The sequence below is a fragment of the Polynucleobacter sp. HIN5 genome (assembly GCF_030297555.1).
Taxonomy (GTDB): Bacteria; Pseudomonadota; Gammaproteobacteria; order Burkholderiales; family Burkholderiaceae; genus Polynucleobacter.
Window position 1 is genome coordinate 1,463,620 of record NZ_AP028136.1, and the last position, 12,742, is coordinate 1,476,361.

Annotated in this window: 12 protein-coding genes; 7 read left to right on the forward strand and 5 right to left on the reverse strand. The window is 50.0% G+C overall.

Annotated elements, in window-relative coordinates:
* Positions 1-162 precede the first annotated feature (162 nt).
* Together QUE61_RS07385 and QUE61_RS07390 are read left to right on the forward strand one after the other, a co-directional pair.
* Positions 163-1,485: a DEAD/DEAH box helicase gene (locus QUE61_RS07385; RefSeq protein WP_286306597.1), complete on the forward strand. Its 1,323-nt coding sequence runs from the start codon at positions 163-165 to the stop codon at positions 1,483-1,485.
* Positions 1,486-1,497: 12 nt separating this feature from the next.
* The gene (locus tag QUE61_RS07390; protein WP_286306598.1) at positions 1,498-2,088 is read left to right on the forward strand and encodes a chorismate--pyruvate lyase family protein; all 591 of its coding nucleotides are present in this window, start codon (positions 1,498-1,500) and stop codon (positions 2,086-2,088) included.
* On the opposite strand, the gene QUE61_RS07395 is transcribed toward QUE61_RS07390, so the two are convergent.
* Both QUE61_RS07395 and hemC read right to left on the reverse strand, forming a co-directional pair.
* Positions 2,036-2,875 (reverse strand): uroporphyrinogen-III synthase, encoded by an 840-nt coding sequence (locus QUE61_RS07395; protein WP_286306599.1) that lies wholly within the window; start codon positions 2,873-2,875, stop codon positions 2,036-2,038. The genes QUE61_RS07390 and QUE61_RS07395 overlap by 53 nt on opposite strands.
* Positions 2,876-2,879: 4 nt before the next feature.
* Positions 2,880-3,809 (reverse strand): hydroxymethylbilane synthase, encoded by a 930-nt coding sequence (gene hemC, locus QUE61_RS07400; protein ID WP_286306600.1) that lies wholly within the window; start codon positions 3,807-3,809, stop codon positions 2,880-2,882.
* A gap of 53 nt (positions 3,810-3,862) precedes the next feature.
* Between hemC and argH the strand changes: the two genes are divergently transcribed.
* Positions 3,863-5,290 (forward strand): argininosuccinate lyase, encoded by a 1,428-nt coding sequence (gene argH / locus QUE61_RS07405; protein ID WP_286306601.1) that lies wholly within the window; start codon positions 3,863-3,865, stop codon positions 5,288-5,290.
* Positions 5,291-5,298: 8 nt separating this feature from the next.
* Here the strand turns inward: argH and QUE61_RS07410 are convergent, their stop codons facing one another.
* The 3 genes from QUE61_RS07410 to QUE61_RS07420 are packed head-to-tail and all read right to left on the reverse strand — an operon-like array spanning position 5,299 to position 8,991.
* Entirely contained in the window at positions 5,299-7,551 is a 2,253-nt protein-coding gene (locus QUE61_RS07410; RefSeq protein ID WP_286306602.1) for an arginine/lysine/ornithine decarboxylase, read from the reverse strand.
* A 6-nt stretch (positions 7,552-7,557) separates the two neighbouring features.
* On the reverse strand, positions 7,558-8,124 hold the full coding sequence (gene dcd / locus QUE61_RS07415; RefSeq protein WP_286223373.1) for a dCTP deaminase: 567 nt from the start codon (positions 8,122-8,124) through the stop codon (positions 7,558-7,560).
* Between the two features lie 54 nt (positions 8,125-8,178).
* Positions 8,179-8,991, reverse strand: coding sequence for a formate dehydrogenase accessory sulfurtransferase FdhD (locus QUE61_RS07420; protein ID WP_286306603.1), 813 nt, complete (start codon positions 8,989-8,991; stop codon positions 8,179-8,181).
* A 126-nt stretch (positions 8,992-9,117) separates the two neighbouring features.
* Here QUE61_RS07420 and metG point away from each other — a divergent pair, with 126 nt between their 5' ends.
* The 4 genes from metG (at position 9,118) to panC (ending at position 12,740) form a co-directional block, all read left to right on the forward strand.
* Positions 9,118-10,776 (forward strand): methionine--tRNA ligase, encoded by a 1,659-nt coding sequence (gene metG / locus QUE61_RS07425; protein WP_458574710.1) that lies wholly within the window; start codon positions 9,118-9,120, stop codon positions 10,774-10,776.
* A 68-nt stretch (positions 10,777-10,844) separates the two neighbouring features.
* Positions 10,845-11,033, forward strand: a complete 189-nt coding sequence (locus QUE61_RS07430; protein WP_286306604.1) for a DUF3460 family protein — start codon at positions 10,845-10,847, stop codon at positions 11,031-11,033.
* Complete coding sequence (locus QUE61_RS07435; RefSeq protein WP_458574735.1) at positions 11,026-11,880, forward strand: segregation and condensation protein A; 855 nt, start codon at positions 11,026-11,028, stop codon at positions 11,878-11,880. Before QUE61_RS07430 ends, QUE61_RS07435 begins: the two co-directional genes overlap by 8 nt.
* Positions 11,877-12,740, forward strand: a complete 864-nt coding sequence (gene panC / locus QUE61_RS07440) for a pantoate--beta-alanine ligase (protein ID WP_286306606.1) — start codon at positions 11,877-11,879, stop codon at positions 12,738-12,740. The genes QUE61_RS07435 and panC overlap by 4 nt, the downstream gene beginning before the upstream one ends.
* The last annotated feature ends 2 nt before the right edge of the window (positions 12,741-12,742 follow it).

Below are 12,742 nucleotides of genomic sequence, written 5' to 3' on the forward strand. Positions count from 1 at the left end.
ATGGAGGGCTTTTTGAAACATCGTCCCCAGCAATTCACATTTTTCAGCGTTTTGGTTTTTACCCCGCTGCCGCTTGTCTGATGGTCGATGCCCTTGACCATCGCGCCTTTACATAAACATGGCGCACAACCGGAGACCATCCTGTAAGAGGATGGGTATTGCATGTCACATTCTGCTGAAATTACGAATCATTCATTTGCTTCACTGAACTTAGCGGCGCCTTTACTCAAGAACATTGAGGCGCTCGGCTATACCCAAGCCACCCCCGTCCAAGCACAGGTTATTCCTGCGGCCCTCGAGGGCGGTGATTTATTGGTGAGCAGCCAAACAGGAAGCGGTAAAACCGCTGCCTTTTTATTGCCACTCCTTCATCAACTCGTTCTTGCCAACCCCCATGGTAGCCCTGTGCCTGGTCGCGCTCAGCCCAAGATCTTGGTTTTGTGCCCAACCCGCGAACTCGCTCAACAAGTTGCCACCGATGCAATTAATCTGGCACGCGGTATTAAGAGCCTACGGATTGCCACCATCATGGGCGGTATGCCCTATGGCAAACAAATCCAAGCCATTAAGGGTGCGAGCTTAGTAGTAGCCACCCCGGGTCGCTTGCTAGATTTATTTAACTCGCGTGCCATTCGCCTAGATCAAGTTGAGTGCCTGGTCGTCGACGAGGCCGATCGCATGCTTGATCTTGGCTTTGCTGAAGATCTTGAGGCAATCGATGAGCGTTGCAAAGGCCGTTCTCAAACCCTGATGTTCTCAGCAACGTTCGCACCACGCATCATGAGCCTTGCCTCAAATCTAACTAAAGATGCTAAGCGGATCGAGCTTGCCCATGCCGGTGAAGCGCATGCCAACATCGCCCAAAAACTACATTGGGCTGACAACATGGCGCACAAACATCGTCTGTTGGAGCACCTGCTCTCCGACCCCGAGCTCGATCAAGCAGTTGTCTTCGCGAGCACCCAAGTGGAAAGCGAAAAGATTGCTGACACCTTGCGTGCCAATGGCTATCAAGCGAGCGCCTTGCATGGCGCGATGCCACAGGCCGTTCGCAACCGTCGCCTCGATTCATTACGCAAAGGTCAAACCCGGATTTTGGTCGCCACTGATGTGGCTGCGCGTGGGATTGACGTGCCCCGGATTAGCCACGTGATCAATTTTGGTCTTCCCATGAAACCCGAAGACTATACCCACCGTATCGGTCGTACGGGTCGTGCCGGACGCAATGGCATTGCCATCACATTGGCCGAGCATCGTGACCGCGTGAAAATCAGAGCCATTGAGCGATTTACCCAGCAACCCATGGCTGCTGCAGAAATTGCAGGTCTTGAGCCTCAACAAAAACCAAGCTCACATAAACCCAATCATCGCCCTGGGGCTGCTAAACGCAGTAAACCCAAGTTTGGGGGACAGGCTCGCAAAAGTTCAGGGCCGCGCTTTGGCTCCCGTACAGGCTCATTCCAAAATAGCACACGTCAGCATTAATTAGCGCCTTGTATGTTGTGGCGGAAGTCTCGCTCCCCATCGACCTGGCATCAACTTAACCATGGAGCACCTTTAGGTGCTCCATTGGCACTACAAGAATGGTTAAGGGATACCGGCTCGCTCACACGCAAACTCGAGAAGGCGCTTCTCTACCCCGAAGATCGTCACCTGGAATTACAGATCCTTGCTGATTGCAAACAAAATTTAGTCGCATCCGAAAAGAAATTCTTTCGACGCCCGATCAATCGCTCGCGGATTCGTGAGATTTTGCTGTGCGATCAGGGTGAGCCGATTGTGATGGCGCGGAGCGTATTGCCCATCACAAGTTCGATTGGCAGCAACCATACGATTCTGAAATTGGGTCATAAACCCTTGGGTGCCGTTTTATTTGCCAAAGTTCTCAAGGGACGCTTTCGCCCCATTCGGCAAATTGTTCGTTTGGACCACCATCATCCAGAGTGGAAAGTCTGCCAGCGCCGTTATGCAGATCTGCCCAAACGCGTTTGGGCCAGACGTACACTCTACCAACTCAATGGCCATCCTTTACTAGTCATGGAAATCTTTTTACCTGCTCTGCTAGCCAAGCTGCAGCAGACTGACTAATCGACTCGTCCCGCGGCTCACAAACCGAGATATTTTTAAAACCAATCTGCTGTGCCGCGTTTGCGATATTGGCATGACTGCATAAGGCCGAGCTATTCTCAATCGCAAGTCTTGGAATTCGGTTGACCTCCTTACAGCGCTCACCCAAATGCCGCACCGCCTCAGAGGATGTCAAGGTCCATAAGGTATGCCGTAGATCAAGTTCAGCGCACGACTGCCACATTGGGCTTGCAAGATCTAACGGAACACGCAAGTAGATCGATAGAATCTCAAGCCCAGCGCTAACTGAACGAAGTTGCTCGATCAGGGTCTCACGACCTCCCTCACCCTTAATGATCAAAACGGATTCCTTGGACCAGTCGGTGATGTTGGTTCGGAGTACCTTCCATAGACCATCAGAATCCGATTCGTTCTGGGCGGGAACCAAGATGCACTCTTTAGTTAGGCCGTGCCGGATCAGTGCCTCTTGACTGCTCTGCCCCACCACCCCAATCTTTACCCCAGGGCTCACTAATTGCTCCCAAGACGAGTTAGCATCATCAACGGCTCGCATGGCGCACTCAATCGCATTGGGGCTCACAAAAACGATTAGTGTTGCGCGGTGTAAGGCTGTGCGTAATTGCGTTAAGAGCGCTAAATCATTTTTTGGAATAATCGTCAGTAACGGAAGACTCACCATCCGCACCGATGGATAAACTGCCTGCGTAGCTGCTTCGATTAGTTCAGTTAAGCGACGTGCTTGACCGGTCGGTCGGGTTACGATGATCGCCGGTTCAAACGCCTTCACGGATTTAGTGCGGCAATAAGGCTGCCGCCCCCTTCGCAATCAGATCATCGGCAATCGCCAGGCCAAACGCTTCCGCCTCTTGATAATTGCTGATCGCACGCGAGCCAGATGCCAAACAAATTTGCCGACCATCAGTGCTAGCTACATACGAACGCATCGAGAGCTCTTGAGGACTTTGCCATTGTGCATGTGCCGCCAGAGGCACCTCACACGAGCCGCCCAACTTACGCGATACCGCCCGCTCAGCGGTTACTGCAAGGGCAGTTGGTAAATCATTTAAAGGCGCTAGCCAAGCTTTCACATCAGGGCGTGCGCTCAAGGTTTCAATACCTAATGCCCCTTGGCCTGCCGCTGGGGTGTGGGGATCATAGGGTAATAAAGCTTTAATGCGCGCACCCATCCCCAGGCGCTTTAAGCCTGCAGCAGCCAAAATGATGGCTTGGTACTCACCGCGGTCAAGTTTAGCCATGCGCGTGTCTAAATTACCGCGCAATGGCTCAACGCGTAAATGAGGATATTGACTCCGAATAATCGCTTCACGTCGCAGGCTTGAGGTACCGACCACTGCTCCTGCGGGCAACTCAGCCAAGCTGGCATAGTCATTGGATACCAAAGCATCGCGCGCGTCCTCGCGCACCATGATGCAGGACAGATCAAAGCCCTCTGGCATGACCATCGGCACGTCTTTTAGTGAGTGCACGGCAAGATCAGCGCGACCATCCTCCAGGGCAGTTTCTAGCTCCTTCACAAAGAGGCCCTTTCCTCCCACCTTGGAGAGGGCGCGATCTAAGATTTGATCGCCTTTGGTGGTCATCCCCAGAATGATGACCTCGCAGCTGGGGTACAACTTTTTAAGGCATGCTTGAACATGTTCGGCTTGCCACATGGCAAGCCTACTCTCACGAGAGGCAATAACTAAACGCGTTGGGCTCATAGGGCAACTTCAGAATTAAAATAAACTGTTACGACACACAATATACTGTGTTTATGAGCTCATCCAAAAATTCTTTAGCCAACAAATCCAAAGCGTGGTCTGGCCGCTTTGCGGAACCCGTCGATTCCCTGGTTCAGCACTACACTTCCTCACTGGCCTTCGACCAGCGCCTAGCCCTAGTGGATATTGCCGGATCATTGGCCCACGCCGAGATGCTGGCTGCCCAGAAAATCATTTCGAAGGCTGATTTCATGGCCATCCAAAAGGGCATGGCGCAGATCGAAAAAGAAATTGTGTCTGGACGCTTTGAGTGGCAATTAGCCCTTGAAGATGTTCACCTCAATATTGAAGCCAGGCTTACCAAATTGATTGGAGATGCAGGTAAACGTCTGCATACTGGCCGCTCACGTAATGATCAAGTTGCCACCGATATTCGTTTATGGCTCAGAAGTGAAATTGATTTGATTCTGGTGGACCTCACACGTCTACGCGCGGCATTCCTAAACCTGGCGGAGCAACACGCCAACACCATCATGCCGGGTCACACCCATCTGCAAGTGGCTCAACCCGTCACATTCGGACATCATCTGCTGGCCTACTATGAGATGTTTACCCGGGATTCCCAGCGCTTAGCCGATTGCCGCATGCGAGTGAACCAATTACCCTTAGGTGCTGCTGCCTTAGCTGGCACCAGCTACCCGATTGATCGGGCACGCGTTGCCAAAACACTGGGTTTTGATGGAGTCTGCCAAAACTCCCTCGACGCAGTATCGGATCGTGATTTTGCAATTGAGTTTTGCGCAAGCGCTGCAATCCTCATGATGCATGTCTCAAGACTGTCTGAGGAGTTGATTTTGTGGCTCAGTCCCCGCTTTGGTTTTATTGATTTGCCAGACCGGTTTTGTACCGGCAGTTCCATCATGCCGCAGAAAAAAAATCCCGATGTCCCAGAATTAGCTCGTGGTAAGACCGGGCGGGTGAATGGGGATTTGATTGCTCTTCTCACACTCATGAAAGGGCAGCCCCTTGCCTATAACAAGGACAATCAGGAAGATAAAGAGCCGCTCTTCGATGCCGTCGATACGGTTAGTCAAACGATCCAAATTTTTGCGGACATGGTGCCGCACATCAAGGTTCAGCAGGCTGCCATGGAATATGCAGCAGAAGAGGGCTTTGCAACTGCCACGGATCTGGCCGATTACTTGGTTAAGCAAGGCTTACCCTTTCGGGATGCGCATGAGGCAGTTGCCCATGCGGTCAAACATTGCGTCGAGAAAGATTGCGCCTTAAGCGATCTCACCCTGGCCGAGCTCATTAAGGCTTGCGGATTAAGCCCGAAGTCCAAATTAATTACCCAGGAGGTATTTGCGGTCTTAACCCCCAAAGGCTCAGTCAATTCCCGCAATCATGTGGGAGGTACCGCCCCCAAACAGGTCATTGCAGCGATCAAACGCGCCCGCACGGCTCTGAAAAAGAAGTAATTAATCGTTTAAGCGCGCACGCAGTCGACGTAGTAACCATTATTGCCATCGGCATTTTTAACCAGGCCGTGGATATCGGTTTCAAAACCTGGGAATTGCTGATTAAAGTCACGAGCAAAGCGTAAGTAATTCACAATCGCTTTATTAAAGCGCTCGCCTGGAATCAGCAGCGGAATGCCCGGGGGATATGGTGTCACCAGCATAGCGGTGATGCGACCCTCAAGCTCATCAATCGGTACTCGATCAATGTCTTTATGCGCCATCTTGCTCCAGGCATCGCCAGGGACCATCGCAGGCTCCATATTTGAGAGGTACATCTCGGTAGTCATCCGGGCTACATCGCGGCTCTTATAAAAAGAATGGATTTGCGCAGAAATCTCTTGCAACCCAACCCGTTCATACCGGGGATGCTTGGCGACAAACTCAGGCAGTACCTTCCACAGAGGTTGGTTCTTATCAAAGTGATCCTTGAACTGTTGCAACTCGGTTACCAGAGTATTCCAACGTCCTTTGGTAATACCAATCGTGAACATGATGAAGAAGGAATAGAGCCCGGTCTTTTCAACGATCACACCATGCTCAGCTAAGTATTTGGTCACAATACTGGCCGGAATACCAATCTCACCAAAGTTACCTTCAATATCTAAACCTGGCGTCACCACCGTTGCCTTGATCGGATCAAGCATATTAAAGTTCTTGGCCAAAGGACCAAAGTCATGCCAATACGCATTAGGCTCCAAAATCCAATCGTCACGCGTTCCAATACCTTCTTCAGCCAAATGATCTGGACCCCAAACCTTAAACCACCAGTCAGAGCCAAATTCCTCATCTACTTTACGCATCGCACGCCGAAAATCCAAGGCTTCCGCAATCGACTCTTCAACCAAGGTGGTACCGCCAGGGGACTCCATCATGGCTGCCGATACATCGCATGAGGCAATAATCGCGTACTGCGGACTGGTCGAGGTATGCATCAAGTAGGCCTCGTTAAAGCAATCTCGATCAAGCTTACGCTCCTGCGCATCCTGCACTAAGACTTGCGAGGCTTGCGATAAGCCAGCGAGTAATTTATGGGTTGATTGGGTTGAGAACAATAAACTCTTTTGCGGACGCTTACGATGCTGACCAATCGCATGCATGTCCTGATAAAAAGGATGGAAAGCGGCGTGTGGCAACCACGCTTCATCAAAATGCAAGCTGTCGACCTTACCATCGAGCATCGACTTAATCATCTCAACGTTATAGACAATTCCGTCATAGGTGCTTTGAGTAATCGTTAAGACCCGTGGCACAACATTTTTATCTTTGATAAAGGGGTTGGCCGCAATCTTTTTCTGGATATTGGCCCACTCAAACTCTTCCTTTGGAATCGGCCCAATAATGCCAAGGTGATTACGGGTGGGCATCAAGAAGACTGGGATCGCACCCATCATCATGATCGAATGAATCACGGATTTATGGCAATTGCGATCAACTAGAACTACGTCGCCTGGCGCCACCGTCGAGTGCCAAACAATTTTGTTCGAGGTCGACGTACCATTGGTGACAAAAAACAAATGGTCTGCATTGAAGATACGTGCAGCATTGCGCTCACTCGCCACCACGGGTCCGGTGTGATCTAAGAGCTGGCCTAACTCTTCCACTGCATTGCACACGTCGGCACGCAGCATGTTCTCACCAAAAAATTGATGGAACATGCGACCAACAGGGCTCTTCAAAAAGGCAACGCCTCCGGAATGACCTGGGCAATGCCATGAATACGAACCCTCAGAGGCATAGTGGGTGAGCGCCCGAAAGAATGGGGGCGCTAAAGAATCAAGATAGACCTTCGCCTCACGAATGATGTGGCGCGCCACGAACTCCGGCGTATCTTCATTCATATGAATGAAGCCATGCAGCTCACGCAAAATATCGTTCGGAATATGGCGCGAGGTACGGGTCTCACCATACAAAAAGATCGGAATATCTTCATTGCGCTTACGCACTTCGACGACAAAAGAGCGCAAATTAGTAATTGCTGGTAGATCACTGTCTTCAGAGTCGATAACAGCATCAAATTCTTCATCGTCAATCGATAAAATGAAGCAGGATGCCCGTGAGGCTTGCTGCGCAAATGAAGTGAGATCCCCATAACTGGTAAGACCAATCACCTCAATTCCCTCCTTCTCAATCGCAACTGCAAGGTCACGAATACCAGAACCCGAAATGTTCTCGGAGCGAAAGTCTTCATCAATGATGATGATCGGGAAACGAAATTTCATGATGGCTTAGGTTTTGGGTAGGGTAACGCCGTGTTGGCCTTGGTACTTACCGCCACGATCTTTGTAAGAGGTGCCGCATACTTCATCGCTCTCAAAGAAAAGGACTTGAGCACAGCCCTCGCCAGCATAAATTTTGGCTGGTAATGGAGTGGTATTCGAAAACTCCAGGGTGACATAACCTTCCCACTCAGGTTCAAATGGCGTGACGTTAACGATGATTCCGCAACGCGCATAGGTACTCTTGCCTACGCATATGGTTAATACATTGCGAGGGATCTTGAAATACTCCACCGTTCTTGCCAAGGCAAAGGAATTGGGGGGGATGATACAGACATCACCCTTGAAATCCACAAATGATTTTTCATCAAATTGCTTCGGATCCACAATCGTGCTGTTGATATTCGTGAAGATCTTGAACTCATTTGCGCATCGAATATCATAGCCATAACTTGATGTGCCATAACTCACAATTTTTTGCCCTGCGGCGTTCGTCCGAATTTGGCCAGGCTCAAAGGGGCTGATCATGCCCCCTTCGGCCATCCGGCGGATCCAATGGTCAGATTTAATAGTCATGGCGGGATTGTAAGACTTTCGCGCCCAAGTGGGCACAAAGCCCTGCTTTCAGGTCTAAGGTGTCTGAAAAACCACACGCTCCGGGGCGTTGTAAATCTCAAAGTGCTTACCGGAGCAGCGCGAGAGCAAGGTTAAATGGGTCTTTTTAGCCAACTCCAAACCCATCTGCGTGACTCCGGAACGGGTGAGCAGAAAGGGAATGCCCATCTGAGCCCCTTTGATCACCATCTCAGAGGTTAGGCGCCCGGTCGTAAAGAAGATGAGTTCCTCACCATGGCGCTTAGCCAACCAGAGTAAGCCTGAAATAGAATCAACCGCATTGTGTCGCCCCACATCCTCAATCAGATGCAAGAGTCTGACCCGATCGTCTCCCGCGCGCTCAAAGACGGCGCAGGCATGTACAGAGCCGGCTTTTTTGTAAATGGTTTCGTGAGCCCGGATTTGCTCTAATAGATCCACAATCGCCGCTTGGTGAAGCTTGGGGCCCTCTGGCAGCCGAATTTGAGCCATGTCCTCCATCAGTCCACCGAACATGGTTCCTTGACCACAGCCCGTGGTTACCACCCGCTTACTGGTAATCGCATCAATATCGACGGTGCTTCGGCGGGTCTTGACCGCCACCGAATCGGTGTCCCAATCGACCTGAATACTCTCAATATCCTCAGCCGATTCCACCAATCGTTGGTTGCGTAAATAACCCAAGACCAAGGCCTCGGGGGCAGAACCCAAGGTCATGAGGGTCACTACTTCGCGCTTATCTAAGTAGATCGTGAGCGAGCGCTCCCCTGGAATAAAGGTTGTTTTCTGACGCCCTAACTCATCGATAATCGTTACCTCATGAACCACCGGTACCGAGGCATTGGTCATTGCAATAGTTGATTGTGAAGTCCTACTCATGAGCAGATTGATCCTTGGCCATCATCGATACCCCGCGGTATCTCACCATACACTTTAACCGCAGTCTAAAATCAATGTTTAATAAAAATGATTGATATGCGTCAACTGCTCGTTACCTCCGCCCTACCCTACGCCAATGGCCAGATCCATATTGGGCATCTCGTGGAATACGTACAAACGGATATCTGGGTTCGGTTCCAAAGAATGCGTGGCCATGAGGTGCATTACGTCGGTGCCGACGATACCCACGGTACTCCGATCATGCTACGAGCTGAAAAAGAAGGAATTACCCCGAAAGAACTGATCGATAAGGTGTGGCATGAACACAAGCGGGATTTCGATCACTTTCTCATCTCCTTTGATCATTACTACACCACCGATAGTCCTGAAAATGAGCAGTTGTCTCGGGATATTTATCTGAAGCTGCGGGATGCCGGACTAATTGAAAAACGGTCCATTGAACAAGCCTATGATCCTGTCAAAGAAATGTTTTTACCAGATCGCTTCATTAAAGGTAATTGCCCTAAATGTGGAGCGGCTGATCAGTATGGTGACTCGTGTGAAAAGTGTGGTGCCACCTATGCACCCACCGATCTCAAAAATCCATACTCTGTAGTGAGTGGCGCCACGCCGGTTCGTAAAGTCTCGGATCATTATTTTTTCAAGCTCTCGGATCCACGCTGCGAAGCATTCTTACGCGATTGGACTCAGGTGAAAACCCCGCTTCAGAGTGAAGCCAAGAACAAGATGAAAGAGTGGGTGGGTACCGAGGGTGATAGCAAACTTGGGGACTGGGATATCTCGCGTGACGCGCCCTACTTTGGCTTTGAAATCCCCGACGCGCCCGGTAAATATTTTTATGTCTGGCTTGATGCTCCCATTGGCTATTACGCGAGCTTCCTAAAGTATTGCAAGGAACGAGGCCTTGATTTTGCAAACTGGGTCAAGCCTGATAGCACGACTGAGCAATACCACTTCATCGGTAAAGACATTTTGTATTTTCATACGCTCTTTTGGCCTGCGACCTTGCACTTTTCTGGCTATCGCACACCCACCAATGTTTATGCTCACGGATTCTTAACCGTGGATGGCGAGAAGATGAGTAAATCGCGCGGTACGCTCATATCTGCAAACAGTGTGATTGAGGCGGGCCTGAACCCAGAGTGGTTCCGCTACTACTTTGCGACCAAGTTAAATGCGACTATGGAAGATCTTGATCTGAACCTTCACGATTTTGTGGCACGCGTGAATAGCGACCTCTTGGGAAAGTACATCAACATTGCTAGTCGTACCGCTGGATTTTTAGTCAAGCGCTTTGAGGGTCGAGTCATCGATGCGGCGATGGCCCATCCATTACTGGAATCGATTGCCAATGCGAGTGACTCGATTGCTGATCTATATGAAACTCGCGAATTTGCAAAAGCGGTACGCCAAATTATGGAGCTCGCAGACCTGGTCAATGCCTACGTCGATGAAAACAAGCCCTGGGAACTTGCTAAGGATCCCCAAGGGTCAAACAAACTACATGAAGTGTGCAGTGTCATCCTAGAATCCTTTCGGCGTTTGAGTTTGTACTTAAAGCCTGTCTTACCAAATCTTGTTACTCAAGTTGAAGAATTTTTGTCCATTCCACCAATGCAATGGCAGGATATCGGCAAATCATTAAAGAGTAATTCTGCAATTCAACCCTATCGCCATTTAATGACCCGGGTCGAGCCGACACAGGTGGATACGCTTCTCGAATTAAATCGCTGAGACGCCCTTAAAAATCGTTAATAATGAAGGGTGTTGTAATTCATTTTATTATGTAAGTTATTGATTTTATGAAGAAATATAAATCTCAAGCGACCTTGTTTTTAGAAAAACTCAAGTCTCAAAATCCCCAACTGGAACAAGCGCAGCGTGAAGGTCGTGCTCTTCTGTGGGATAAGCCCGCATTGAGTCCTGATGAGATCCGCCGTAACCAACTGGCTAAAGTCAAGCAACGCGCTTACGTGTATGGCAATGACTGAGGAGCTCGAGTCGCTCCCCAATGGTCCATCAGAAGAAAAAATTGATGGCTTAAGCTCTGCCTTTGCCAAGCTGTATGGCGAACCGCTGTTTCAGTTACCAAATGATTTATATATTCCGCCAGATGCTCTGGAGGTTTTTCTAGAAGCCTTTGAGGGTCCACTGGATTTGCTGCTGTATCTAATTCGTAAACAGAATTTCAATGTCCTCGATATTCCAATGGCCGAGGTCACGCAGCAGTACCTCAGTTATATCGACCAAATCCGTCATCACAATCTTGAACTGGCGGCCGAGTATCTGCTAATGGCAGCGATGCTCATTGAGATTAAATCGCGCATGCTCTTGCCCATGAAAAAAGCAGACAGTGATGAAGAAGTCGAAGATCCGCGTGCCGAGCTGGTGCGGCGCTTACTGGAATACGAGCGCATGAAATTGGCTGCTCAAGAGCTTGATCGCATACCCCAGGTGGGTCGTGACTTTCAGGTGGCTCATGGCTATGTCGATACCAGCGTTGCAGTCACATGGCCCGAGGTCAACCTTGAGGATTTACAAATGGCCTGGCGGGACGTATTACATCGAGCCAAACTCAATCAACACCACACCATTACACGCGAGCAGTTATCGGTTCGCGACTTTATGACGCGCATCTTGCGGCGCCTACAAAACACCCGCTTTGTCGAGTTCAGCGAACTCTTTGAGGATGCGATTCGGTCAGGCAATGGTGTGCCAGTGATTGTGGTGAACTTCATTGCGATGCTTGAACTCTCCCGTGAATCCCTCATTGAAATCACGCAAGCCGAGCCCTACGCGCCCATATACGTCCGACTGGCCTATACCCCAAGCGCATGAAGATCGTTACCGATATTCAAGAACTGCGCGACCAGTTGCGCGGCCAAAATCGTGCCTCTTTTGTGCCTACCATGGGTAATTTGCATGAAGGGCATCTCTCCTTAATGCGCATTGCAAGGCAGCACGGTGATCCAGTAATTGCCAGTATTTTTGTGAATCGCCTGCAATTTGGTCCTCATGAAGATTTTGATCAATACCCGCGCACTCTAGAGGCGGATGCCGAGAAGCTTGAGAAGGAAGGGGTTTATGTACTCTTTGCCCCTACTGAGAAGGTCTTGTATCCCGAGCCACAGGAATACCGGGTTGATCCACCCAAGCAATTGGGCGATATTTTGGAAGGCGAGTTCCGTCCGGGATTCTTTAAAGGGGTTTGTACCGTTGTCTTGAAATTATTCTCATGCGTACAGCCACGCGTTGCGATCTTTGGGAAAAAGGACTATCAGCAATTAATGATTATTCGGCAGATGGCCCATCAATTTGCTTTGCCCGTTGAGATTGTGGCAGGCGAAACCATTCGCGCTGATGATGGGCTAGCGCTATCCTCGCGCAATGCCTATCTAAATGATACCGAGCGTGCGGAGGCCCCTCATTTGCAAGCCAGTCTGCAACAACTTCGGCTAGATGTTTTGGATGCCATTCATCGCGCCGGTCAGCCTCTAGATGAATCCCTGCGTGAGCTTGAGAAAAAGACTGCAGACACTTTGACACAACGCGGCTGGCAGCCCGACTACATCGCGATTCGTAAGCGCACTGATTTATTAGCGCCCAGCAACGATGATTTACTGGCGAAGAAAGAGTTGGTCATTTTGGCGGCTGCCAAACTTGGCAAGACCCGCCTGATTGATAATCTCGAGATCTAAGG